Origin of the sequence: Micromonospora sp. NPDC051196 (assembly GCF_040682415.1) — a bacterium.
Taxonomy (GTDB): Bacteria; Actinomycetota; Actinomycetes; order Mycobacteriales; family Micromonosporaceae; genus Micromonospora.
The window spans coordinates 1-23,497 of the sequence record NZ_JBFBAY010000027.1 but is presented as its reverse complement, the minus strand read 5'-3'; the positions used below and the strand labels follow the sequence as shown (position 1 = coordinate 23,497).

The following is a 23,497-nucleotide window of genomic DNA, read 5'->3' as shown; positions in this document are numbered from 1 at the left end:
AACCCTCCTGTCGACATGTGGGTACGACGAGTCGGCCTGCTGGGCGAACGGGGTCGACCGTCAGCAGGTGAACGGTGTGATGTCAGCGCCGGCGGCTCATGGCGGGCCTGGTGGTGCCGCCCGCAGCAGCGTGCCGCGAAACGGTGTCGCGATGCGGTGGACACGGACCCGTCGCGGCAGCCCGGTTCCGGGTGTCTCGGCCTGGTCGGGGTGGGCGGGTGGCCGCCACATCCGCCACACCACGGGACCGCCCCGCTGCAGCAGGATCGGTGACCGGGGCTGATAGCCGCAGGCGGCGAGCAGCCCGTCCCGGGGGCGGCTGGTGCTCACCTCCGCATACGCCGGCAGCTGTGCCGCGTCCAGCAGCCGGTGGTGGCTGGACAGCAACGCCCTGCCCACCCCTGCCTGATGGAGGCGGGGGGCCACGGCCAGGTGGGCGAGGTAGTGATGGGCGGTGAACGGGTGCACCGTGTCGGCGTAGGCGTGCAGCAGGGCGAACCGGGCGGTGTGCGGGCCGAGCATCGGCTCCAGGTCTCGTTGCTGCACCGCCGGTGGTGGTGCCGACCGCGGGTACCAGACCGCAACGCCGGTGTGGTCGTCGGTGGTGTCGACTGTGCCGTGCGCCAACCCCTGCGCCACCACAAATTCGGCGTACTGCCGCATGATGTTCGGCCGGTCGGCCGGATCGGGTACCAGCCAGACACTCAACCGGCCGGTCATCAGCGCCCCGGCCAGGAGTGTGGACATGGCGGCCGCATCTTCACCGGTCGCACGACGAACACCAGTTTCCGTGTGCCGCATGTCAGCTCCCCGAAAGCCCATGAAGATCCCCGCATCCCCTGTCGTCGCGGGCCGGTGCCGGCCCCGCCGACGTGGCCCGCTGACGGCTCATCGACCAGTCGGCGTCGATGGCGCGGTCGAAGGTGGCAGCCAGGTGCAGGTCGTTCGAGGTGACGCCGGCCTGAGGCAGACGCCGTCGAGCAGCGGCGATCAGCTGCGGTGGGCCGCAGACATACACCACCTGCCCCGGCCGGTAATGCTCCGACGCCATGGTCAGCACGTCTGCCTGCGCGTGCGGTTCGACATCACGATCGTCGGAGAACGCCAACACCACCGTCAGCCAGTCCCGGTGGGCGCTGGCGAGGGTGTCCAACGCGACCGCGTCATACAGATCCAGCAGTGTGCGGGACCCCACCACAAGCGTCACCTGTCGCCCGGTCGGGGCTGCGGCGACCTGCTCCACCAGCGCCCGCAGCGGCGCCAGCCCGGTACCACCGGCGACCAGCAGCAGGTCAGCACCAGCGGCTGGCTCCACCGACAACCCGACATCACACGCCGGCCCCAACCACAGCAACTCCCCCGGCCTGACCTGCTCCACCAGCACCGGCGACACCTCACCGCCTGGCACCTTCCGGACGTGGAACTCCACCGTCCCGTCCGCGCGAGGAGCATTCGCCGGCGACAACCACCGCCACCGCCCCGGCAGCCGAGGCGTACACACCGGCAACGCCTGACCCGGCAGGAACCGCAGCCGCCGCATCGGCCGTACCGTCAACACCACCACACCAGCCGACACCGACTCACCGGTCTCGACCTCACCGACGGTGACCTGAGGGCCGTCCCCCACCACCGTCGCCGCCCGCGCCGCCAACCGCAACGCCCGCCGACACCCCCGCTCCCACACACCCGGGGTGGATGGCCCCCAACCGTCGGCCGCGAAGCGGCGCACCGTGTCCACCATCGCCGCCGCGATACACGTGTCGTGATACGGCTGAAGATCGAACCGGCGACACATACGACCCAACACCGCCAACCCCGCCCGCCGGGCAGCCGGATCGCCCCGCCCCGCGACCACCTGGCCGAGCGTCGAGACAAAGATCGGTGCGAGCCGCTGCGGAAGGAACCGCACACTCCGGTCCTCCAGATGCGCCCAGAAATGATCGGCGGCACGGTCATCCGCGACGAGGGCGCAGAGGTGCGGCAATATGTGGTCAGTCATCGCTCCGGCTGTTCCTCGACGACGGATAGCTGATGGCGGTTCAACGATCACGGAACAACCCACAACAAGGAATGCCGACCTCCGGTCCCACCTCACGCTCCGACCTACAGCCTCACCAGCCGGTAAGCTGGCATGACGTAAAGATTCGTCGGCAGAGTCACGGCATTCTGCGGGCTGGACGGGTTTATGTTGGGACAGCCCGGCAACCAGCCGGCGCACGGATATGAATAGTCTTTGGGATGCAACGACAGGACGACAGCTAATCGTCGTGATGCCATGGACAACCCGCTGTCGCGGGAACTCCACAATGCGGCGTACACACTCTCACCGTCTGTAGTGGCGCTAGCCGCATGGTTCTCAGGAGGTGCCTTGCCTCGTCATCCGGATACAGAGACCACGCCGAACACGCAGCTGACTGAAGCACGTAAGCGGCTGCCGTCGCCTCATCGGCCTAGGCAATGCATGTCTCGGACAGAACTGGCCGATGCGGTCAACGCCGCACTCGACGTTCTCTACCCCGACCGAAGACTCGCCTCCTTGTACGTCGACTTCCGTTGGGTTGGCAAGCTTGAGCGTGGCGAGCACCGTTGGCCCAGCGAGGAGCGCCGCGCCGCCTTACGCATGGTCCTTGGGACCGTCACCGACGTGGATCTCGGCCTGTACATTCCCCGGCGCTCCGCCAGCCATCAGACTGGAGTCGTTGGCAGGCAGCTCGCTCCAGCTGAAACACAATGCGGCCTGATTCCCGACAGCGATTTGCTGCAACTCGGAACCTCCGCACTTGGGCGCCATCTACTGTCTGACCGCGACCGTTCCCTGGGCCGATCGATATCGGCTCCTCAAGGTCAGCATTTCCCTGGTACGACGATCGACGTCGAGGTGTACCCGGCGGTCGATGACGGGCGGGTCCTGGCAACCATTAGCCGTGGCGACATCGAGCAGCTGTGGCGGCGATCGGTTCAGCGGCGGCTGATCCTCGGGCATGTCGGCGCGTCGGAGCGGGCCGGTGTCTTTGCGCTTGACTCTCGTCGGGCCTACCGGCACCTCGTAGATGCGGGTCGAGGTGCCCGGCTACTCATCCCGCGTGTGTACCAACTCGACGCGATCACCGCCGGGGTCCTGTGGGCGGTGGCGAACCTCGACTTGTCGCTGCTGCTGGACGACGCCCGGCTAGAAGCCGCCCACACCGCGACATCCGCCTTTCGAGACATGACCAGGTCCGCCGCAAGCCGGGACATCGCTGGTGACCTGGATCCGCCGTCACGACTGTGGCTTGGATCCGTGTTCTGCGCCGACCACATCCGCCGCCACTACCATGTCCTGTCCGACATGCCCGTCTACTGGACGCGGGAACAGCGCGGGGAGGAAGCCAGCACCTGGTTGTTGTTCAGCCACAAGCTGCGGTACCTGCGCGAGAGCGCCGAACGGTTTCGCCGCGCCTCGCAACCGACGACCAGGATGTTCTGCCTTCCGGCACAGGCTGTCGCCGCATCATCGATCTCTGAACGGATTCTGCTGCTACTCGCCATGGCTCTGATGGAATCCCTCGGCATCCGCACCGCAGTCACCGACGATCCGGAGTACGCCGCACTGCCAGGGCTCGTCATGGACAAGCAGCGCGCGATCCAGGCCACCTGGATTCGTGCAGATGGGCTCTGGCACGTTGATGTCACCGATCACCGCGGCACCATCGCTGCCTACCGCGATGCCCTCGGCCACGTGCAGGCTCACTCCGCGACTGCCGACAACACGCCAGCGAGACGATTGCGCCAGCTAGCTGAGTACCTGCACCTCGACTGGCGTTGGCTGCAACGTCGCTGCGCCGACCTCGGCCAGTACGGCTTCGCAGGGCTCGCCGAGCCCCGCAGCCGTCTCCTCTCCCTCGACGGGGTCGACCAAGCATGCCGCTTCATCGGCACTCTGCCGTAATAGGCTCCTGTCCATCACAAATCGCAACTGCTGGAAGGAAACCTTGTGTCTCCCACCCCGACAACATCGACGCCGAGGGTGGTGGTGTTCGGCCTGGGCGGCACGATCGCCATGACAACCAGCAGTGGCGGCGGTGTCAGCCCCACCCTGTCCGCGCAGGACCTGGTCGACGCCGTCCCGGGGCTGGCCTCGACAGGAATCGGCATTGAGGTAATGGATTTCCGCCGTCGCCCTGGCGCATCCCTGACCTTCGCCGACATCGTCGCGCTCGTCGCCGCGGTGACGAGCGCGCTCGCAGCAGGCGCGACCGGGGTGGTCGTCACTCAGGGCACCGACACGATCGAGGAGACCGCGTACCTGCTTGATCTGCTTCATCAGCGACCCGAGCCGATAGTGGTCACCGGCGCTATGCGTAACCCCACCATGGCTGGCGCTGACGGACCCGCCAACCTCCTTGCCGCCATCCGCACGGCCGCATCCCCGGCCGCCCGTGGGCAAGGCTGCCTTGTCGTACTCGCCGACGAGATCCACGCCGCACGCTGGGTCATCAAGGCCCATTCCACCAGCGGCGGTGCGTTCCGTTCACCGGACACCGGCCCCATCGGCTACATGGTCGAGGACACCGTACGGGTGCTGACCCGCGTGCCGTCCCGGCTCATCATCCCCACCCCGAGTGACGAACCCGTACGCGTGGGCCTCTACACCGTCAGCATCGACGACGACCCCACCCTTCTCGACGCCGTCGGCGCCCACTGCGACGGGCTCGTCGTCGCCGGCTTCGGCGCCGGTCACGTGCCTGAACCCCTCATCGACACCCTCACCCGACTCGCCGCACGGATCCCGGTCGTCCTCGCCTCCCGCACCACGGCCGGACCAACACTGACCCACACGTACGGCTTCGCCGGCTCCGAACGCGACCTGCTCACCCGAGGACTCATCCCCGCCGGCTGGCTGCACCCCTACAAAGCTCGCATCCTGCTCCGCGCTCTGCTTCTCGCCGGTACCCCGCAAGAGGACGTCGCCCTCGCGGTCACCGTCGCAGGCAGCCTCAACGAACCTGACTCCTGGCCCTGGCCCAGCCTGACCGGCGATCCGACGGAGACAGCAACCCCACATGCGTAGCCACGACCTGACCGCAGGACGAATGATCGGCGTGGTCTTCGACCACGGCGACGACTTCTTCAGCGCCCTCACCGACGCCTGCCACACCCACAACATCAAGCAGGGCTACATCCCCATGTTCATCGCCGGCCTCTCCACCGCCAGAATCGTCGGCACCTGTCAACGCCTCGACAACCCCGACGCCCCCGTCTGGACCCACGTCGACCTCACCAACATCGAAGCGCTCGGCGGCGGCACCATCGCCTGGGACGACACCAACCAGAAAATCGTCCCCCACATCCACATCACCGCCGGACTCAAGGAACACAGCGCCACTGCCCACACCAGCCACCTCCTAGACGCCAACGTCCAGTTCCTCACCGAAATGCTCATCATCGAAGTCACATCACCGACCATGCGCCGGCTACCGAACACCGACCTGTATGACGTGCCGCAACTACATTTCGGCTGACGATCCGCCCGCCATCGGCAGATCTCTCCGCAATGCCTGGCCAGCGCGGGACTACCCGAAACCAAACTGACGCATCCCCATGGATCTGGGTGTTGGACAGAGGAAACTGCCTTCGGGAATCGCGAATGCACGTCGCAGATGATCGTGGCCGCCGGCCGCTCCAAGGCGTATCCCGTTCGTTGCAGGTGGAGACACGGGCCGCTTCCTGAACCTCGTGCGTGAGATTCCGGACGATGTGCACGAGGCGTACCCCTCCGCGATCCTGATCGGCATCAGTGACTCCGTCGGCACCGCCGAGGCTAAGGCACGCGGCGCTGCGACGGCTCCACGATCTCTCCGTTGGATAGGAGGCCTTCCGCCCGCCTGGGCTGATGCCGACATCCCGAACGACGTGTTGGAGATGGTCCGCTGGTACGCCAGCGAGGACACCGACCCGGACGAGGACTCATGACTTCCCCGCGAGAAGCGAGGCAGCGCCCATAACGGTAGTCCGCTGACACCCAGCCTCAACAGCATCCGAGGCGCTGCAGCCGGAACGATTAGCGCCCTGCTCTGGCCACGTTCGGAGCGCCTGCCGCTCTTCGAGGTCTCCTCCTGCGGACCGTGGCACTGCCAACGGTTTCTAGAACCGCAGCACCGTGGAATCTGGGAAACCGCCCGGAGCAGAGGGGGTCAAGGCTGAACCGGTTGCTGACACGACCGCAGAGGGGCCGGCTGTACCAGCCGGATGGGCTATGAGCGCCTTAATACGAATGTCCTGTGCGAATTCGGCCCATGGTCAGACATCCACCGCAACCGTCGTTGATAGCCACCCCAACCGGGCAAACCCGCAGTCGCCAACCTGACAACACCATCGTCAGTCCCACCACAGCCACGACCATCAACCAGGCCAACCCCCACCCGAGGAGTCTCCTTGACCTACCCTCCCCAACCCGAACCGCTACAGCCCACCCCCACGCCTCCCCCCGACGTGCCATACGGCCCGCTCACCCCCACCCGCCGCAAGCGCAAGCCCCTCCTGTGGGTGGCCAGTGGCGTCGCTGTCGCACTTCTGCTCTGCTGTGGCATCGGCACCATCGCGAACCTCGCCACCGACGAACCTAACAAGCCTGCCAGCAGTGCAGCCACTAGTAGCGCCAGCCCCAGTTCTTCCGCCCGTGCCAGCAGCAACACCCCATCCGTAGCCCCGTCGACCAGCAGCGCCCCGCCACCTACCAGCGCACCGCCGCCGGCAGCGCCGAAGCCCAAGGTGTATAGCGGGCGCGGTGACGACGTCATCAAAGTCGGCGACCTTACCGACCTGAGCGTCGTCAAATTTTCTTGCCCTCGCTGCTCCAGCAACACTGTTTTGAAATCCGACGGCCCCGAAGGGCTACTCGTAAACGAGATCGGTGCGTACACCGGCAAGCGGTGGATCAACCTCGAGGAATATTCCCTCACCACGCAGTTCGAGGTGGAAACCAGAGGCGAATGGACGCTGACGATCGGCTCCGTCGAGCAACTGGCTACAAAAGCACCCAGCGGGAAAGCATCCGGCCGCGGCGACGACGTTATCCTCCTCGGCGGGAGCGCCAGCACGGCGCGGATCAAACACTCGAAAGGGCAAAGCAACTTCGTGGTAGAGGCGTACAGCCTAGACACGGGGATGGGAGGTCTACTAATCAACGAGATCGGCGGCTACTCGGGCACGCGACCGTTGGAGGCGCCTGCCTTGGTGCAGGTGACCGCTGACGGACTGTGGTCAATCAATCCGGTCTAACTGGACGTTTGTTTCATCTTCACGCCAGTAGCGGCCGATTTGCGTCTCGGGCATCGAGGGGTGCAAGGTGCCCGACCTGACCGGGAAAGGGTGCATCCCGGTCGATTCAACCCTGACCGGAATCAGCGCATTCCGCCCCGCGATCGTGTCTGGTTCACTTTTGCCCTGACATCGACGGACGTGAAGTCCGTCGAGCCCGCGTCCCGGCACCGTACGCCTGAGTCATGACCGCACGGCGACCCTATCCGTCCGACCTGTCCGACGCCCGCTGGGCCCTGATCGCACCCCGCCTGACCGCCTGGCGACAGGCCCGCACCGACGCCGGCGTCAGCGGCCGCGCCCCCACCCACGACCTGCGCGACATCTTCAACGCCATCCTCTACGTCAACCGCACCGGCATCGCCTGGCGCTACCTACCCCACGACTTCCCGCCCCACGCGACGGTCTACGGCTACTTCGCCGCATGGAGCAAGGAAGGCATCTTCACCGAACTCAACTACCAACTCACCGGCCTCGTCCGCGACCACCACGGCCGCACCATCGAACCCACCGCGTCCATCATGGACAGCCAAAGCGTGAAGACCTCCACCAACGTCCCCTAACCACACAGGGCACCGACGCCGGGAAGAAGATCGTCGATACGGGGGTGGTCTTGCTCGTGCCGCGATGGCGGGGCAATTCGAATGGGCGTGCCGCGCCATCCGTCAGGCATCGGCCAGTCATGCCGTACGCCGGCAGTGGCTTTCGACGGCAGCCCGGCTCGGTGACCTCGTCGGCTGGGCGTGCTTCGATGCAGGCGAGGACGCCGGGACGGCTCACGGGTACTTCGTCAGGTCGATTCGACTCGCGACCGAAGCCGAAGACGTCCAGCAGCGCGCCCACACCGTCACGAGCCTGAGTAGGCATCTCACCTACAGAGGTAAAGCCAAGGAAGCCCTACAGATCGTCGATCTTGCCCGGAGCGGGTGGCGTGATCTACCTCCGCTGGGCCGTGCGGTCATAGGAATCGTGGAGGCGCGGGCATATGGGGCCCTTCGCGATGCCGGGCAATGCCGTCGTGCCGTCGGCCTGTGCGACGAGCATTTCGACGCCAGCCCGGCAGATGGCGCACACGACCCCACCTGGGGGTACTACGCGGACCTCGGTCAAATCCTCGGCGACGCCGGACACGCCATGTGCGATCTCGCGTTGACCGCCAACAACCCGGCGCTAACCGATGCCACGATCACGCGACTGCACGCCGCATACGAGCTTCACCCCGGCACGGTGGCGAGGTCCCGAGCGCTGACCATGATCCGGATAGCCTGCCTACAGGCATACCAGGGTAACGTCGCCGACGCCTTACCCTCAGCACGAGCCGGTTGCACGGACGCGGCCGGCGTGTACTCCAGCCGCTTGCGCGATGACGTTCGGATCCTCGCACACATCCTCGAACACGTTGACGCGGAACCAGGCCTCAAGGATGACCTGGTTGCGGTGCGGGCCCAGCTCAGTGGTGTCGCCGCGTCACAGGTCTAGAAGCCTGTCCAGCCGGCCGGCGCCGAACCATCCCGCAACGAGTCCAGGCGGTGTCTCAGCTGCTGCCGTCGCGGCGTGTCGTTGTCTGCCGACTGCGCCAGCCACAGAGTCATCCGCAGCATCCGGATCTGCCGCAGTACCGGCCAAGCTGGGCTGCACCGCACGTCATAGCCATAGCTATCCGCGAAGGTGACGTATTCGTGGTCGGAAAACCACCCGCACTCGTAGTAGAGGGCGCTGAGCGTCAGATCCCACTCCGGCGGTCCGACACACACGGACTCCAAGTCGATGAAGGCGCATCTGCCTGCCGCCGTGACCAACAGGTTCTCCATGTGCGCGTCACCATGCAGCACCGCCTCCCCGAGCGCGAACGTCGCGTGATCCCACTGCACTGCGAGTCCGTCACGAAACTCGCGCAAAAACGCCCTGTCGCGTTCATCCAGGCCTACGGCCGACACCAACTGCTCACGAAGCCTCGAAAACGGCGACACGCGAGTCAACAGCCCGACCGGCCGGGGCACACTATGGAGGAGACGCAGACACCGCGCAAGCGTTACCAGGTCCGCCGAATGCCCGCCCGGCAGGTACTCCCACAACGAGACCACATGCTGATCGACCACGATCGGCTCCGACCGCACCGGACGCGCCACCGGTACACCCTGCGACGCCAACCATTCAGCCACCGCAATCTCCAGCCGCACCCGTTGCACCGCCCCCGCACCCGGCACGACCCGCACCAGCACCCCCACGCCAGACAACAGCACCACGCCGTTCTCGCCAACACGGAGCACCTGCGCATCATCAACCGGCATGCCTACCCGTGCACCAGCCAACGTCGCCACGCGGACCGCCTCATCCGTACGCACCCCGCCATCCTCTCCCAGAAACGCCCCGACTCCGCGAACCCGCAAGTGCACCCGACTGCCACCACTTGCACCCCCGGATTTGCGATTGCTGCCGCACCCACCGGCGACCGCCTCGTGGGGCTCGAGGCGCTACGTCACGGCCTGACTGCCGCCATCGACGTCGACCACGATGAGTGGCCTGACATCGTTGCCGCTTACGGCCGGTGCTATTACCAGCAGCCGCACGACCAGGTGATGACTCAGCTCGGCCGAGACTTGGCAGTGCTGCAGCACCAGATCGCCGTCGACCAGGGTGAGCGGCGACCGCTTCTCCTGAAGGCAGCAGGCCAGCTGTCGGTCATTATCGCGCTCGGCCTTGTCGCGTCCGGGCAAGCAATTGCCGCCCGCCGGTGGTGGCACACCGCACGGCGGGTCGCCGATGAGTCCGCAGATCCCGACGCGCAGATCATGGTACGAGCCTGGGATGTCGTGAACGGCTCCTACGACGGCCGTCCAGCCGTGCAGGTGGTGGCCGTGTCAGATGAGGTTCTGCCGCTGCTGGATGGGCGGGCCAGCGCTGCTACCTGTGGTCTGCTTGCCGGCCGGGCGCAGGCACTGTCGCTGGCCGGCCGACACGCGGAGGCCGTCGCGACGGTCCAGCAGCTGGCCCGCATGGCCGAGCAGCTCCCGGCCACCGTGGTCAACGACGTCGAGAGCCTGTGGGGGTGGCCGGAGCATCGGCTGCGGCACACCGAATCCTGGGTGTACACGCACGCCGCCAACTACAGGCGGGCAGGCGAGGCCCAGGATCGTGCGCTCGCTCTCTACCCGGCGTCGCAGATAAGGCTGCGTACGCAGGTCGAGCTGCATCGAGCGGCAGCACTGATCCGAACGGGGCATGTTCCGGACGGACTGCGGCTGGCTGCCGACCTCCTGGACCGTTTGCCGACCAGCCAACACAACGAGCTCGTCCGCAGTGTGGCGCGGCAGGTTGTCGTGGCGGTGCCTGACAGCGAACGGAAGCAGTCGCCATACCGCGAACTCCTTGAGCGAGTCGAGTCGTAGCGGTGCCCGCAGCGTCAGATCCGATCGCCGCGCGAACTGATGTCCGGCCATAACATCCAGGGGTGCCCACCTATCACAGCGTCGCCCGTGACGAAGCCCGACAGGTCTTCGACGCCCTGGAAAACCTGTACGCGATCGTTTACGCCGAGCCGCCGTACAGTGAAGGGCCTGAGCAGGTCGCCCGATTCCGCGAGGACCTACCGGAGGAGACGACTCGGCCGGGATTCAGCTTGATCACCGCCACTGACGGCACCCTGCTGCTCGGAGCCGCCTACGGATGGACGATGGCAACCGGTACATGGTGGTCGCGCGCTACCGTGGATCCGCCGCCCGAGATCCATGAAGCGGACAAGTTCGCCGTGATGGAGTGGATGGTGCATCCGAGCCATCGCGGGAAGGGCATCGGCGCAGAGCTGATGCGCCGGTTACTTGCTGGCCGTTCCGAGCAGTACGCGACGCTAGCTTCTAATCCCGCCTCTGCGGCCCGTCGCATGTACGAGCGAGCGGGGTGGCAACAGTTAGGCACGTCGGCGCTCTCTTGGGGGCCGACGATGGATCTGCTGGTTCTACCGCTACAGCTACGCCCGACTGCGTAGTAGAAACCGGTCCAGCCAACTGGCGCCGAACCCTCGCAACGAGCCGAGGCGGTGTCTCGGCTGCTCTCCGCCGCTGCGTGTCGTTGTCTGCCGACTGCGCCAGCCACAGCTCGGTCGGACAGCCCCCGCCGCCGTCGCGGCATTCTTGGCCGACGCCGTCGGCTGGCGTTGGGCATTCTGGCTGCTGGCTCCCCCGCCCGATGCTCGGGACGCTGGCCATGTGAGCTTTCGCTCGGCGACCGGTGCCGGCCTGAGCACGTAATGCTCAACCGGTGTGGCGTGTCCGATCCAGCTTCCAGCGCACTTGGAATGTCAGCGCCGCGGCCATCAGCACCGCCGGGACCACGGTGAAGCCGATCAACAGGGCGGTGTGGGCGGACTCTGGCTGCGTCACGGTCTGCCCCTCGGTGGTGGAGATGAAGCCGCCCAGGGCGAGCACGGCCGAGTACACGTACGGGCCGATTGCGGTGCCGGTGGCTTCGGTGGCAGTCCAGACACCGGTGTAGGCGCCAGCCCGGACGGTACCGCGCTGTTCGGCGGCCGCGACCGCATCCGGGACCATCGAGAACGCGAACAGCTGCAGCCCGGCGAACGCGATGCCCAGGACGCCGACCACCGCGACAGCCGGCCCGGTGCCGTAGCCGAGCAGCGGCGCCAGCGAACCGGCCACGAAGACCGCCTGGCAGATCAGCAGGCCACGCTGCTTGCCGATGCGCCGGGACACCTGCATCCACACCGGACCGGCGACGACCGCTGGACCGAGGAACGCCCCCATGAACACGGCGGTTAGTCCAGAGTTCTCGAAGACGTACTTGGTGTAGAACGGCAGCGCTGCGAGGAACAGGTGAGTAGTGGTGCCGGTGAACAGGTAGGACAGCACGAGCGCGCGGAAGTCGGGGTCCCGCCAGGCGACCGCGATGTCACCGAGGGTCGAGTGGGCTGCCTGCTGGTCGGGCATCCGGAAACCGGCGTGGGCAGTGAGACGCCGTACCCCGGTCAGTGCGACCAGCCCGGAGATCACCATGACGCCGGAGAGCAGCAGGGCCATCCAGCCGTAGTCGCCGCGCTGTCCCGACTCCACCAGCGCAGGTGCGGCCACACCGGCACCAAGCAACCCGAGGGTGAGGAAGAGCATCCGGAACATGAACACCCGGGTGCGCTCGTGGTACCCGACTCGAAGATCGGACGGGGTGGTCAGGTAGGGCACCTGGAAACACGCGAAGAGCAGGTTGCCGGCGATGAACCAGCCGCCCACCCAGAGCGCCGCCGATGCGCCGGAGAAACCGGCGGGCACCGAGAACATCGCCACCATGGCCACCGGAAGCAGCAGACCGACCCGCAGCATGCCGAGGCGGTGTCCGCTGCTGCGCGCTTCTCGGTCGGATCGGCTGCCCAGCATCGGATGCACGATGATGTCGATGATCTTCGGCAGCAGCAGGGTGAGACCGGCCAGGAACGGCGAGACACCGAGCGTATTGGTGAGGAAATAGAGCAACAGCAGGCCGGGAACGGTCACCCAGACGCCCATCCCGACCGAACCGGTGGCGTACGCGATCAGGTCACCTGCCCTGGTCCGCACCTCGCCCGCCGCCCCGCGCAGCGCCGTCATCGGGTCGCCTCGTGCCGTGCGACCACACCCGCGGCCAGCTTGGCGCCCTGGAACGCGCCGGAACGGACCCGGCCGGCGAGGGTGCGCGCCACGATCCGATCGGTCAGCGCGGGCAGGTGACGGGCCAGGAAGAACTCGACCGCGCCCCGCCGGGTGGTGGGTAGATCACGGCGAGGGCGACGACTGAGCGCGGCGCGCAGCACGGTCCGGACCACCCCGTCCAGCGGCTCGTATTGGCTCATGCCCTCCAGCGAGAGCCCGGCCGCGGCCGTCGAGTCGTGGATCGGGCTTCGTACCGCCGACGGGTACACGCAGGTGACGCCGACATGGGTGCCGAGCTCCAGACGCAGCGCGTCCGCGTACGCGACCAGGGCGCGCTTGGAGGCACCGTATGCAGCGGCCAGCGGCAACTGCATGACGGCCATCCGCGAGCTGAGCATGACTATCCGGCCACCAGAGGCGACCAGCGCGTCCACACATGCGGCGGTGACCCGCCAGGTGCCCAGCAGGTTGATGTCGAGCTGGCGGCGTACTTCCGCGCTCGGCGCCAGTTCGGCCGGGGCAGGCCCACCGATCCCGGCGTTGTTGATCAGCAGGTCGAGCCCACCGAGCTGGTCAATTGCTTCGCGTACCACCGCCGGCACCGCGTCGTCGTCGGTGATGTCGCAGGCCAGGACCCGGACCGGGTCATCGGCACGGGGGGCCAGGTCCAACCCGACGACCTGGGCCCCCAGCTCGTCCAGCCGGGCACAGATGGCCCGGCCGAACGTGCCGGAGGCACCGGTGACGAGGACACGCAATCCGCGGGGGTCTCGGGCGCTCAAACCACACTCTCCTCGGCGGTGAAGGTGCGTCCGCCCCGGGCGAGGCGATTCCGGCCAGCCGCGATCTCCCTGGGCAGGTCGGCGACGTACCGGTCGAAATCGATACGCATGTGCGGCCGCGCGTTCGTGCCCCACCGCTCGATGGCGGCGCGCAAGGCTCGCTGCACGGCGTGCTGCTGTTCGTCGATGCCGGGCAGGGCATAGCCGCCGGAGAGATACGCGGCGACCAGTTTGGCCTGGACCTCCACGACCGGCAGAGCGGCACCGGTGGACTGCATCAAGCCGACGAATGCCAGGCTGGGGTCGTCGAGATGGAAGACCCGCTGGTACAGCGGCAACTGCTGGGGGTCGGGGCCCAGCCATTGAGGAGACAGGAACGGGATACTCACCCGGTACCCGGTGGCCCAGACGATCACGTCGACCGGGTCGGCGCTGCCGTCGGTGAACATCACCCGTTCCCCGTCCAGCCGTTCGATGCCGGGACGTGGGGTCACCTCGCCGTGGGTGAGCCGGTGCAGGATCGTGTCGCTGATCGTCGGATGGTTCTGGAACAGGCCACCGGCCGGGGCGGGTAAGCCGTACTTCTGCGGGGTCCCGACGGCGAGCCGCAACAGGGTCTCGGCGATGCGCTGCCGCAGCCGCCACGGCAGGGCGGCGAGGGCGCCGCCGGTCGCGTCGGCCGGGCGGCCGAACAGGTATTTGGGGACGATGTGGACGCCGCGCCGGGCGGAGAGCAGGACCGGCCCTCGAGCGACGTGCGAGGCGTCCACCGCGATGTCCATGGCCGAGTTGCCCATGCCGACGATCAGCACCCGCCGATCCAGGAAGACGTCCGGAGTGCGGTAGTCGTGGGCGTGCATCTGGGTGCCGTGGAACGTCCCCGGATAAGCCGGATCCGGATAGCGCGGATGCCAGTTGTGGCCGTTCGCGACCACCACGGCGTCGTACCGCTCGGTGTCACCGGACTCGGTCGTCACCGCCCAGAGCCGGTCACGCTCGACGCGGGTGACCGTGCTCCCGAACCGGATGTGCGGAATGAGCCCGAATGACTGCGCATAGTCGGCCAGGTAACTGGCGACGCGACTGGCCGACGGATAGTCGGGCCAGTCCGCAGGCATTGGAAAATCCGCGAACTCGGTGCGGCGTTTGCTGGTGTTCAAGTGCAGGGAGGCGTACGCCGGAGACAGGCCGCTGCTGTTGTCCCTGACCCACAGGCCACCGGGCCGGTCACCCTTCTCGTACGCCACCACCGCACAACCGGCGTCGAGCAGCGCCTTCACCGTGGCGAGACCGGCTGCTCCCGCACCGATCACCGCCACCCGACTCGAAGAAACGGCCACGGTGCTCCTCGACGGTTGTAGCTTCCGCCAAACCGTAGGGCCTGCACGGGGGCGAATACATGGCGTGGAGCACGCAGTTTCGGGTGCTTGTTGTAGCGCACCACAACGGCGGGGAGCATGACAGGATGACGCATCCGGACGGCTGGACGACGATGGTGGACCTGATCGAACGCGTCGTGGGCGATGACGAACTGCTGCCGTCGGTGGTCGCCGGAGTCCGTACCACCGTGCGGGAGGTCTCCGCACTGCCCACCTCCGACATCGCCGGACACACCCGCGCTCTGCTGGTGGCCGCAACCCGCGCATTGGTCGCACGGCGCGGCCCCACCGAAGCTGAGCTGTCGTTCGTCGCGGACCTCGGTGTCACCCGTGCCCGGCAGGGCGTGCCGATCGAATCAGTGCTGGGCGCGATCCACTTCGCCGAGCGCGCGATCTGGGCCCGGGCCCGGGAACTCGCCCGGGACCAAGGCGTCAGCGCCGAGCAACTGCTGGACGTCCGGGACCTTTACGACGACTGGGCCGAGGCCGTCCGGGCCCGGCTGATCAGCGCGCATCGGGCTACCGGAGCCAGCACGGATCCGCTTCCCGGGCGCCGAGACACGGCACTGCTGCGGCGGCTGCTCCAGGGTGGTTCGGCGGCCACGCTGGCAGCCGCCGAGGCCGGCCTTCCGGTCACCGACGGGCTGTGGGTGCTCGTCGCCCGGCCCGGGGAAACCGCCGCCGGCATCGAACGAGCCGTGCGCGAGCACCCGCCGGTGCTGTGCGCAACCATGGACGACCTGATGGTCGGAGTTCTGTCCCGGGCACCGTCCGCCCGCCTGAAGGCGACCGGGGCCGTGGCAGGGCTCGCCGGTCCGGCCGAACCGGAGAAACTCGCGCCGGTGCAGCGGCTCGCCACCGCAGCCCTGACCGCCGCCGAGTCCACCGGCCGCACCGGACTGATCCACATTGCCGATGTGGCCTGGCTGGCGGCGTTGACCGAGCGGGCAGACCTGGCAACGGTGCTGCTCGACCGGTACGCGCCCGCTTGGGCGGCCCTCGGACCGACTGCCGAATCGGTGGCGCACGCCGTGCTCGCCTGGCTGGAGAGCGACCGCGATGTCGACCTCGCCGGGGCGAGCCTTTTCGTGCACCCCAACACGGTTCGCAATCGGGTCCGGCGCTTCGCCGCCGTCACCGGCATCGACCCGGCGGGCACCTTCGGTGCCATGACCGCCTGGTGGCTTTGCCGAACCTGGCTGCGCGACGCGACCTGATCTCGCGCCGTGCGGCGTTTTGTCCAGGCGGTTGTTCCACTGTGGGATGACACGTTGCCGCGGCAACCGCGGGTACGCCCGCCGCCGAAGTTCCGGGTCTGTATCCCGAGCAAAGGCCGACCAGTACGCCAACCGCAAGGCCAAGGGACCCAAGGCGGACGGCCACCCGCCTTCAACAGACCTCTACCGGCTACGGCACGCCGTCGAGTGGGCATCAACCAGCTCAAGCAGCACGTGCCATGGCCACCCGCTACGCGAAACGTGAATGCCCCACCCGGTAAACGGGGGGTTTTCGGGGGGCTGTTCAAAACCTCATAGAAGAAAGTCGAAGCCCTGACCGCGTTTCCGCTGGCCAGGGCCGGCGTCGAGGATCGCGTCGAACACCTTGTCGACATACGCGAACGTGTAGACCGGCTCGGGCAGCGGCTGGTTCGGGCCGAAGCCGCCGCCGTAGTCCGTCCGGTAGACGAACATGTCGTCGTGAAACAGGCCGTGGAAGCGCACGTGCCGGGCGCCCAGCACCTGGACGGCCTCGCGGAAGTGCGCCTGCCAGTCGGCCCGCAACGCCTCGTTCGCGCGGCCGGCACCGACGCACTCGTTCCACACGTGATGCAGCGGCACCTCGGCGGGTTCCTGTCCGTCGATCAGCAGGGCTGACGTCGCCTGCTCAGTCATGGACAGCTCCTTCGCTCGGTCGGTGAGTAGGGTTTGCGAGCCCGATGGTGTCGCTGACCCGGAACCAGTCCACGTCGACGTGTCCCCCGGGCTCGGTGGTGGCGTAGTTGAAGAGGACGAACCGGTACCCGGTGAAGTGCGCGAGGTCGTACCGCATCGGCACGGTGTCGCCCAGACGCGTCCAGTTGCTGCCGTCGTACGAGTACGCGAACGATGCCGTATCGACGGCATCCCGGAAGTCGACGTCCGCGCGCAGGTAGACGACGTCCGCCCGCAGCGGCACCGGTGCGCTGGTGAAGGCGATGACGCCGTCGCCGCCTGCCCGGCGCATCACCAGGCTCCTGGTTCCGCCCTCCATCGTCACGGCGATGTATCCGTACGTGCGCTGGTAGGCGGAGATGCCTGCGACGTCCCCGTCCTGCATGTGCGAGACGTCCAGCGAGATGGTGCCGGAGCTCGTGGGTCCGAGCGTGCGTTGGGTGAGCGTGTTACGCGCATCGAGGATGCTCGACGCGACGCTGCCCGTGGTCAGCCGCAGGTGTCCGGGCCGCTCGGTGAGCGACCAGAACCGGTTGTCCGGGTTGTGGTTCCACTGCCACTGCAGCCCCAGGTTCGACCCGTTCCATGCGTTGTCGGCCGACTCTGTCAGAAAATCCGCGTTGGTGGTGTTCCAGTAGCCCGCGCGCTCACGGAGGTTGTCGAAGTCGTCCGAGGCAACGACGGCGGCCCCGTCGCCGGCCGTCCGTGCGCCGCCGCGGGCGCTTGCGGATTGAGAGTGAAAACCGGCCACCCGTCGTCGTCCCAGGTCACGCCAACGAGCTGAGGCGAACGACCCAGCGGGCCCTCGTCCTGGAACAGCATGGCGTACCACTGCCCGTCGTACGTCTGGACGACTCCGCCCTGGGCCACGCCGGTTCCGGGCCGGCCCCCGACCGTCACGCCCTGGCTCAGCACGACCCGGCCCTCCCACGCGCCGCCCGCCGACTGCGGCGTGAGGGACGGCGACCGCCACAGCACCTCCTGGCGGACGCCACCCGACGGCCACTCGATCATGAAGACGTAGTAGTAGTCCCCGATCTTGTACGCGTGAGCGCCTTCGGCGTGCAGACCGCTGGTCTGGTCGACGTTGGCGTCCTCGACGAGCCGCGTCGCCGGGCCGTCCCACCCGAGGGTCCCGTCGTCGTGCCGCCGCAGCCTGCGCAGGTCGATCGACCCGCCACCGTAGACAAGCCAGACGTCGTCGCCGTCGAACAGCAGCGACTGATCGTGGGCGTACCCGTCGAGCACCGACCTGCTGCACGGCCCGCGCTCGATGTTGGGAGTCGAGTAGACGTACGTCTGCTGCGTGGTGAGGCTGCCGACCGACACGTAGTAGGTCCCGTCATGGAACCTGATGCTCGCTGCCCAGCTGCCCTGGCCGTACGCGTCTTGGCCGTTGCGCAGCGCCAGCGCGTCCGCGTCGTCGAGGATCGCCGCAGCGTACCCGGCGATGGACCAGTGCACCAGGTCGCTCGAGCGCATGATCGGGACGCTCGGCGCGAAGTACATCGTCGTGCTGACCATGTAGTAGTACCGGCCGTCGAAGACGACGTCCGGGTCGGGCACGTCCGCGAAGATGACAGGGTTGGTGAAGTCTGCCCCGCCCCGCCGTCGCGGATGTTCACGTTCGGTCGGTCCATCAGCGCAGCTCGAGCGCCACGGTGACGTAGGAGTGGGCGGGCAGGTCGACCTCGAGCCCCCGGGGATGGGGGCCCACGCCGGCATGGTCGGTGGGGGCGACGGCGTCGAGCTGCTCGGGGATGTTGTGCGCGTCGAGCGCGGTGGCGGTCAGCACCCGCGCGGTGTGCCCGACGACGTCGCGGCCGCGCAGGTCCAGGACGAGGGTGCGGTCCGTCTCGGCGTCGAGGTTGGACAGCGAGACCAGGGCGGTGTCGCCCTTGACCGACGCGGACGCCGAGACCAGCGGCAGCTCGGTCGCGTCGACGGCGCGAGTCTCGACGTCGCGCAGGTGAACCGCGAGGGCGGCGGCATCGTGGTGGCCGGTGTTCATAGCGAAGACGTGGTACGTCGGGGTGAGCACGAGCGCCCCCGTGTCGGGGTCGGTGAGGATCATGGCCTGCAGCACGTTGACGGTCTGGGCGATGTTCGCCATGACCACCCGCTCGGCGTGCCGGTGGAACGCGTCGAGGTGCACGGAGGCGACCAGGGCGTCGCGCAGCGTGTTCTGCTGGTACAGGAACCCGGGGTTGGTGCCCTTCTCCACGTTCCACCACGTGCCCCACTCGTCCACGACCAGGCCGACCTTGCGGTGCGGGTCGTAGCGGTCCATGACCGTGGAGTGCCGGGTGAGCAGCTCCTCCATGCGCCGGGCGCGGGCCATGGTCACGTACCACTCGTCGGTGCTGAACCCGGTGGCGTCGCCCTTGTCCGACCACGACCCGGCCATCGTGTAATAGTGCAGCGACACGGCCTGGAACGGGCCCGCCGACCCGGCCGGGTCCGCCGCCAGGTCGTCGAACGAGCGCATGAGCGTCTCGGTCCAGTGCAGGTCGGCCTCGTTCGCGCCCGCCGCGATCCGGTACAGCAGGTTGCCGCCGTGGTTGCGGCAGTAGGTGGCGTACTGCCGGGCCAGAGACGCGAACTGCTCGGCGCGCAGGTTGCCGCCGCAGCCCCACGCCTCGTTGCCCAGGCCCCAGAACGGCACCCGCCACGGCTTCTCGCGCCCGTTCGCCCGCCGCAGCGCCGCCATCGGTGAGTCGTCCGCCCGGGTCAGGTACTCCACCCAGTCCGACATCTCCGCCACCGACCCGGACCCCACGTTCCCCGACACGTACGGGTCCGCACCGAGCAGCTCGCACAGGTCCATGAACTCGTGCGTGCCGAACGCGTTGTCCTCCACCACGTCGCCCCAGTGCGAGTTGACCATCCGCGGGCGGCTCTCGCGCGGGCCGATGCCGTCACGCCAGTGGTAGTCGTCGGCGAAGCAGCCGCCCGGCCAACGCAGGTTCGGGATCGAGATCGCCCGCAACGCCTCGACCACGTCCGAGCGGATGCCCCGCACGTTCGCGACCGGCGAGTCCTCACCCACCCAGAACCCGCCGTAGATGCACCGCCCCAGGTGCTCGGCGAAGTGCCCGTACACGTGCCGGCTGATCGTGGCGCCGGGCAGGTCGAGGTCGATCACTGCGGTCGTGGTCGTCGTCATTGTCTCCCCATCAGTTGCGTGTTCCGTCATTGCATGCCTCAGCGAGGAGCTCGCGGAAGCCAGACCCGCATCGGGCCGGGGGCGCGGTTGCCCCAGGTCGAGAACGGGATCGCTGTCACCGTGTGCTCGTCGACGAGCTCGGTGGCGGTGTCGGGGTCGTAGAGGCCGGTGCCGCGTCCCGGTGATCGAGGATGCGGGGACGGCGCGCAAGGCGGACGTGCGCCCATAGGTGCTCGACATGGTTTCCTTCGACCGAAACGGGCTAAACGGCGCGGGTGGTTGCACGGCCCTAAGCCCCACCGCGGGTGGAGCCACGTACCACGAGACGGACGGGCGCGACGACGTGCTCGGCCGGGCCGGTCCAGCCCGCCATCTGCCGGTGCAGCAGACCCACCGCGGTCTCAGCGACACCTTCATGGTTCGCGTCGACGGAGGTGAGGCCGGGCGGGACGAAGCTTGACATGTCGAGGTTGTCGAACCCGGCGAGCTGGACGTCGGTGGGCACCCGGAGCCCGCTCTCTGCCAGGGCCGCGACCGCGCCGAGCGCGACGACGTCGGTGACGGCGAAGACGCCGTCGAAGGGCAGACCGGACGCGATCACATCGAGCAGGGCATCACGTCCGGCCGCCGACGTGAACGTGGAGATGGGCACCACATAGCGTGCGTCGACATCGAGGCCGGCATCGCGATGTGCGCGCTCCCAGCCAATGCGGCGGTCCGACGTCATCATGTGCGCGGTGTCGAACGTGCAGCCCAACCCAACGATGCGCCGCGAGCCGTGCTCGATCATGTGCGCCGTCGCGAGGCGGGCGCCCTCTTCGTTCGCCAGCCGCACGTGGTTGAACCGGTCGGGCACGTCACGCTCGCCGAGCAGCACGATGGGCTTGGCGGTACGCACGCGGTCCAGCTGGTCGCGGTCGAGTCCGACGACGGACAGCAGGACGCCGTCGTAGAGCTGGAGTCGCGCGACGCTCAGCGCCGCCATCTCATGCTCGGGGCTGCCGCTCGTCCGCTCAAGGACGAGGTGCCGCCCCTCGGCCTCGATCAGCGGCGCGATCTTGTCGGAGACCTCACCGAAGTAGTCGTGGAAGCTCGGCACGATGAAGGCGACGGTGTCGGTCCGTCCCGCGCGCAGGTGGCGCGCGGTCAGGTTGACCTCGTACCCCAGCGCCTCGACGGCGGCCATGACACGGGCGCGCGTCGGCTCGTTGACCGGGAGGCGCTCATTGACGACGTTCGACACGGTCATGACCGAGACGCCCGCCTCACGGGCGACGTCCGCCATCCTTACCACATATCCTCCTTATCGCGGCATTCTGCCAGCTCAGCAACGTCGTCTGGCGAGAAGCCCGCCACCCATCCACACGCCGGGGCGGGCCTTGACGCAACACGATCGACTCTCTACTTTAACGCTAAAATCCCGCTCAATATGAGGACGCCAAGCCCCAGCTCGCGTCGATATGCCACGAATTCCAGTCGAGGACGACCGGAACTGTTCTCAAGGGAGAGCCCTCGGTGCGTACCACAAGAACGAAGTTGTCAATTGTTGTCCTGGCTGCAGCCGTGTTAGTGGGACTTGTCGGATGCACCTCTGCCGACAACCCCGAAGACGACTCGGGAACGCTGACCCCCAGTGACCCCACGACGTTCACGGTCTGGATCACGTCGGCCCAGCAGGCCCCGGCACCCGAAAACAAGATCACCAAGCTGCTCAAGGACAAGCTCGGTGTCACCCTCAAGTACGAGATCGTCACGCCGGACAACGAGGACCAGAAGATCGGTGTCATGCTCGCCGGCGGTGAGTTCCCCGACCTCATCGGCACCGGCGACCTGAAGCAGCGTCTCCTGCAGGGCGGCGCTCTGCGGCGCCTGGACGACATGCTGGCCAAGGGGGATTACCCCAACATCGCCGAGCACGTCAAGGACGACATCAAGAAGATGAGCTACTCGGGCGACGAGGTGGACAAGGGCCTGTACATCCTCCCGAACTACAACCGCTTCTACGGCGACATCACGGGCGGCGTCTACTACGGTCCCGCGTTCTGGATCCAGAAGCGTGTGCTCGCGGACGCCGGCTACCCGGACCTCAGCAACATGACGCTCGACCGCTACTTCCAGCTCATCTCGAACTACAAGGCGAAGCACCCCCAGACCGCCGGCGCCCCGACCGTCGGCTTCGAAATTCTGGCGTCCACGGGCCGTGAGTGGGGCATGACTAACCCGCCGGCGCAGCTGGCAGGCTTCCCGAACAACGGTGGCGTCGTCGTCGACAGCAACAACAACGCGTCGATCTTCGCCGACAAGGACATCGCGAAGAACTTCTACAAGGTCCTCAACCAGCAGTACAACGCGGGTATCGTCGACCCCGAGTCCTTCACCCTGACGTTCGACCAGTACACCGCGAAGCTGGCCACCGGCACCGTCCTCGGCATGCACGACCAGGGCTGGAACTTCCAGACCGCCACCCAGTCGCTGCAGAGCGCCGGCAAGGACGAGTACACCTACGTGCCCCTCATGCCCGTCTACGACGGGGTGACGCCCTGGTACGCCGACCGCCCCGTCATGAACACCAACCAGGGGTTCGGCGTCTCGGTCTCCAGCAAGCAGCCGAAGAAGGCACTGAAGTTCCTCGACATCATGCTCAGCGATGAGTGGCAGAAGACGCTCTCCTGGGGCATCGCTGGCGAGGACTACCAGGTCGGCGCCGACGGCATCTTCTCCCGCACGGACGAGCAGCGGAAGAACTACAAGGACCTCACCTGGCGTGCCTCCAACCGTCTCGATGCGCTGCTCGACATGCTGCCCAAGCGCAACGGCAAGTTCTCCGACGGCAACGCCTACAGCCCCGACGACCAGCCCGCCGAGTTCTACGCGACGCTGAGCGACTACGACAAGGACTTCATGGCGAAGTACGGCAAGAAGACCTGGCTTGAATTCGTGAACAAGGCGCCGGAGAACCCCAAGTACTACCCGGCGTGGAACCTCACTCTCTCCGACGACGCCAACCAGGTCAACCAGCAGCTGACCGACACCAGCGTGCAGAAGCTGCCGGGGATCATCGCCGGCCCGCCCGCCGACTTCGACAAGAACTGGCAGGCCTACGTCGACTCCATTCGCAAGATCGACGTCAAGGTGTACGAGGACGCAGTCACCGCTGGCATCAAGGACCGTCTGGCCAACTGGTAACAGTCTGCGAGCAGTCGTGGGGGGGGGGGGGGGCGCCCCCCCCCCCCCCCCGGGGGGGGGGGGCCCCCCGACACCGGAGCGGGGGGGGGGGGGGAGGAAGGACGCCCCGAGCGGGGGC

General features: G+C 67.5%; 22 protein-coding genes and 1 pseudogene. 11 read left to right on the top strand and 12 right to left on the bottom strand.

Annotated features, from left to right (window positions below; all coding sequences use genetic code 11):
- Nucleotides 1-96 precede the first annotated feature (96 nt).
- A complete protein-coding gene (locus AB0M35_RS27885; protein ID WP_363749067.1) occupies nt 97-747 on the bottom strand; it encodes an N-acetyltransferase in 651 nt (216 codons plus the stop codon).
- A gap of 55 nt (nt 748-802) precedes the next feature.
- Nucleotides 803-1,999 carry an FAD-binding oxidoreductase gene (locus tag AB0M35_RS27880; protein ID WP_363749065.1) on the bottom strand — a complete coding sequence of 399 codons (1,197 nt, stop codon included), beginning with the start codon at nt 1,997-1,999 and terminating at the stop codon, nt 803-805.
- 537 nt (nt 2,000-2,536) lie between these two features.
- Here AB0M35_RS27880 and AB0M35_RS27875 point away from each other — a divergent pair.
- The 7 genes and pseudogenes from AB0M35_RS27875 to AB0M35_RS27845 all read left to right on the top strand — a co-directional run bounded on the left by AB0M35_RS27875 (nt 2,537) and on the right by AB0M35_RS27845 (nt 8,778).
- Entirely contained in the window at nt 2,537-3,928 is a 1,392-nt protein-coding gene (locus AB0M35_RS27875) for an XRE family transcriptional regulator (RefSeq protein ID WP_363749063.1), read from the top strand.
- Between the two features lie 45 nt (nt 3,929-3,973).
- Nucleotides 3,974-5,050, top strand: a complete 1,077-nt coding sequence (locus tag AB0M35_RS27870) for an asparaginase (RefSeq protein WP_363749061.1) — start codon at nt 3,974-3,976, stop codon at nt 5,048-5,050.
- Nucleotides 5,043-5,501 (top strand): DUF296 domain-containing protein, encoded by a 459-nt coding sequence (locus AB0M35_RS27865; RefSeq protein ID WP_363749059.1) that lies wholly within the window; start codon nt 5,043-5,045, stop codon nt 5,499-5,501. The genes AB0M35_RS27870 and AB0M35_RS27865 overlap by 8 nt, the downstream gene beginning before the upstream one ends.
- Nucleotides 5,502-5,715: 214 nt before the next feature.
- The gene (locus AB0M35_RS27860; protein ID WP_363749057.1) at nt 5,716-5,952 is read left to right on the top strand and encodes a hypothetical protein; all 237 of its coding nucleotides are present in this window, start codon (nt 5,716-5,718) and stop codon (nt 5,950-5,952) included.
- Nucleotides 5,953-6,414: 462 nt separating this feature from the next.
- The gene (locus AB0M35_RS27855; RefSeq protein WP_363749055.1) at nt 6,415-7,260 is read left to right on the top strand and encodes a hypothetical protein; all 846 of its coding nucleotides are present in this window, start codon (nt 6,415-6,417) and stop codon (nt 7,258-7,260) included.
- A gap of 224 nt (nt 7,261-7,484) precedes the next feature.
- Nucleotides 7,485-7,897: pseudogene (locus tag AB0M35_RS27850) on the top strand (transposase); the annotation flags it as partial.
- A gap of 29 nt (nt 7,898-7,926) precedes the next feature.
- A complete protein-coding gene (locus AB0M35_RS27845; RefSeq protein ID WP_363749097.1) occupies nt 7,927-8,778 on the top strand; it encodes a hypothetical protein in 852 nt (283 codons plus the stop codon).
- Here the strand turns inward: AB0M35_RS27845 and AB0M35_RS27840 are convergent.
- Entirely contained in the window at nt 8,775-9,644 is an 870-nt protein-coding gene (locus AB0M35_RS27840; protein WP_363749053.1) for an aminoglycoside phosphotransferase family protein, read from the bottom strand. The two genes, AB0M35_RS27845 and AB0M35_RS27840, sit on opposite strands and share 4 nt — an antisense overlap.
- Before the next feature lie 114 nt (nt 9,645-9,758).
- Here AB0M35_RS27840 and AB0M35_RS27835 point away from each other — a divergent pair, with 114 nt between their 5' ends.
- Both AB0M35_RS27835 and AB0M35_RS27830 read left to right on the top strand, forming a co-directional pair.
- A complete protein-coding gene (locus AB0M35_RS27835) occupies nt 9,759-10,688 on the top strand; it encodes an XRE family transcriptional regulator (protein ID WP_363749051.1) in 930 nt (309 codons plus the stop codon).
- 62 nt (nt 10,689-10,750) lie between these two features.
- A complete protein-coding gene (locus AB0M35_RS27830; RefSeq protein WP_363749049.1) occupies nt 10,751-11,284 on the top strand; it encodes a GNAT family N-acetyltransferase in 534 nt (177 codons plus the stop codon).
- A gap of 265 nt (nt 11,285-11,549) precedes the next feature.
- On the opposite strand, the gene AB0M35_RS27825 is transcribed toward AB0M35_RS27830, so the two are convergent.
- From AB0M35_RS27825 to AB0M35_RS27815, 3 genes are read right to left on the bottom strand one after another with little or no spacing between them, the layout of a single operon-like run.
- The gene (locus AB0M35_RS27825; RefSeq protein WP_363749047.1) at nt 11,550-12,893 is read right to left on the bottom strand and encodes an MFS transporter; all 1,344 of its coding nucleotides are present in this window, start codon (nt 12,891-12,893) and stop codon (nt 11,550-11,552) included.
- Nucleotides 12,890-13,717 (bottom strand): SDR family NAD(P)-dependent oxidoreductase, encoded by an 828-nt coding sequence (locus AB0M35_RS27820; RefSeq protein WP_363749045.1) that lies wholly within the window; start codon nt 13,715-13,717, stop codon nt 12,890-12,892. The genes AB0M35_RS27825 and AB0M35_RS27820 overlap by 4 nt, the downstream gene beginning before the upstream one ends.
- Nucleotides 13,714-15,057 carry an NAD(P)-binding domain-containing protein gene (locus AB0M35_RS27815; RefSeq protein WP_363749043.1) on the bottom strand — a complete coding sequence of 448 codons (1,344 nt, stop codon included), beginning with the start codon at nt 15,055-15,057 and terminating at the stop codon, nt 13,714-13,716. Before AB0M35_RS27815 ends, AB0M35_RS27820 begins: the two co-directional genes overlap by 4 nt.
- Before the next feature lie 125 nt (nt 15,058-15,182).
- Between AB0M35_RS27815 and AB0M35_RS27810 the strand changes: the two genes are divergently transcribed.
- The gene (locus AB0M35_RS27810; protein ID WP_363749041.1) at nt 15,183-16,313 is read left to right on the top strand and encodes a helix-turn-helix domain-containing protein; all 1,131 of its coding nucleotides are present in this window, start codon (nt 15,183-15,185) and stop codon (nt 16,311-16,313) included.
- Nucleotides 16,314-16,625: 312 nt separating this feature from the next.
- On the opposite strand, the gene AB0M35_RS27805 is transcribed toward AB0M35_RS27810, so the two are convergent.
- From AB0M35_RS27805 to AB0M35_RS27780, 6 genes are all read right to left on the bottom strand, one after another.
- Entirely contained in the window at nt 16,626-16,988 is a 363-nt protein-coding gene (locus AB0M35_RS27805; RefSeq protein WP_363749039.1) for a hypothetical protein, read from the bottom strand.
- Nucleotides 16,981-17,598 carry a hypothetical protein gene (locus tag AB0M35_RS27800; protein WP_363749095.1) on the bottom strand — a complete coding sequence of 206 codons (618 nt, stop codon included), beginning with the start codon at nt 17,596-17,598 and terminating at the stop codon, nt 16,981-16,983. The genes AB0M35_RS27805 and AB0M35_RS27800 overlap by 8 nt, the downstream gene beginning before the upstream one ends.
- A 35-nt stretch (nt 17,599-17,633) precedes the next feature.
- On the bottom strand, nt 17,634-18,752 hold the full coding sequence (locus AB0M35_RS27795) for a glycoside hydrolase 43 family protein (RefSeq protein WP_363749037.1): 1,119 nt from the start codon (nt 18,750-18,752) through the stop codon (nt 17,634-17,636).
- Nucleotides 18,667-20,193: an alpha-L-arabinofuranosidase C-terminal domain-containing protein gene (locus tag AB0M35_RS27790; RefSeq protein ID WP_363749035.1), complete on the bottom strand. Its 1,527-nt coding sequence runs from the start codon at nt 20,191-20,193 to the stop codon at nt 18,667-18,669. The genes AB0M35_RS27795 and AB0M35_RS27790 overlap by 86 nt, the downstream gene beginning before the upstream one ends.
- Before the next feature lie 38 nt (nt 20,194-20,231).
- Nucleotides 20,232-20,420: a hypothetical protein gene (locus tag AB0M35_RS27785; protein WP_363749033.1), complete on the bottom strand. Its 189-nt coding sequence runs from the start codon at nt 20,418-20,420 to the stop codon at nt 20,232-20,234.
- A gap of 62 nt (nt 20,421-20,482) precedes the next feature.
- A complete protein-coding gene (locus AB0M35_RS27780) occupies nt 20,483-21,478 on the bottom strand; it encodes a LacI family DNA-binding transcriptional regulator (RefSeq protein ID WP_126713122.1) in 996 nt (331 codons plus the stop codon).
- Nucleotides 21,479-21,762: 284 nt separating this feature from the next.
- Between AB0M35_RS27780 and AB0M35_RS27775 the strand changes: the two genes are divergently transcribed.
- Nucleotides 21,763-23,379 carry an extracellular solute-binding protein gene (locus AB0M35_RS27775; RefSeq protein ID WP_363749031.1) on the top strand — a complete coding sequence of 539 codons (1,617 nt, stop codon included), beginning with the start codon at nt 21,763-21,765 and terminating at the stop codon, nt 23,377-23,379.
- Nucleotides 23,380-23,497: the final 118 nt, after the last annotated feature.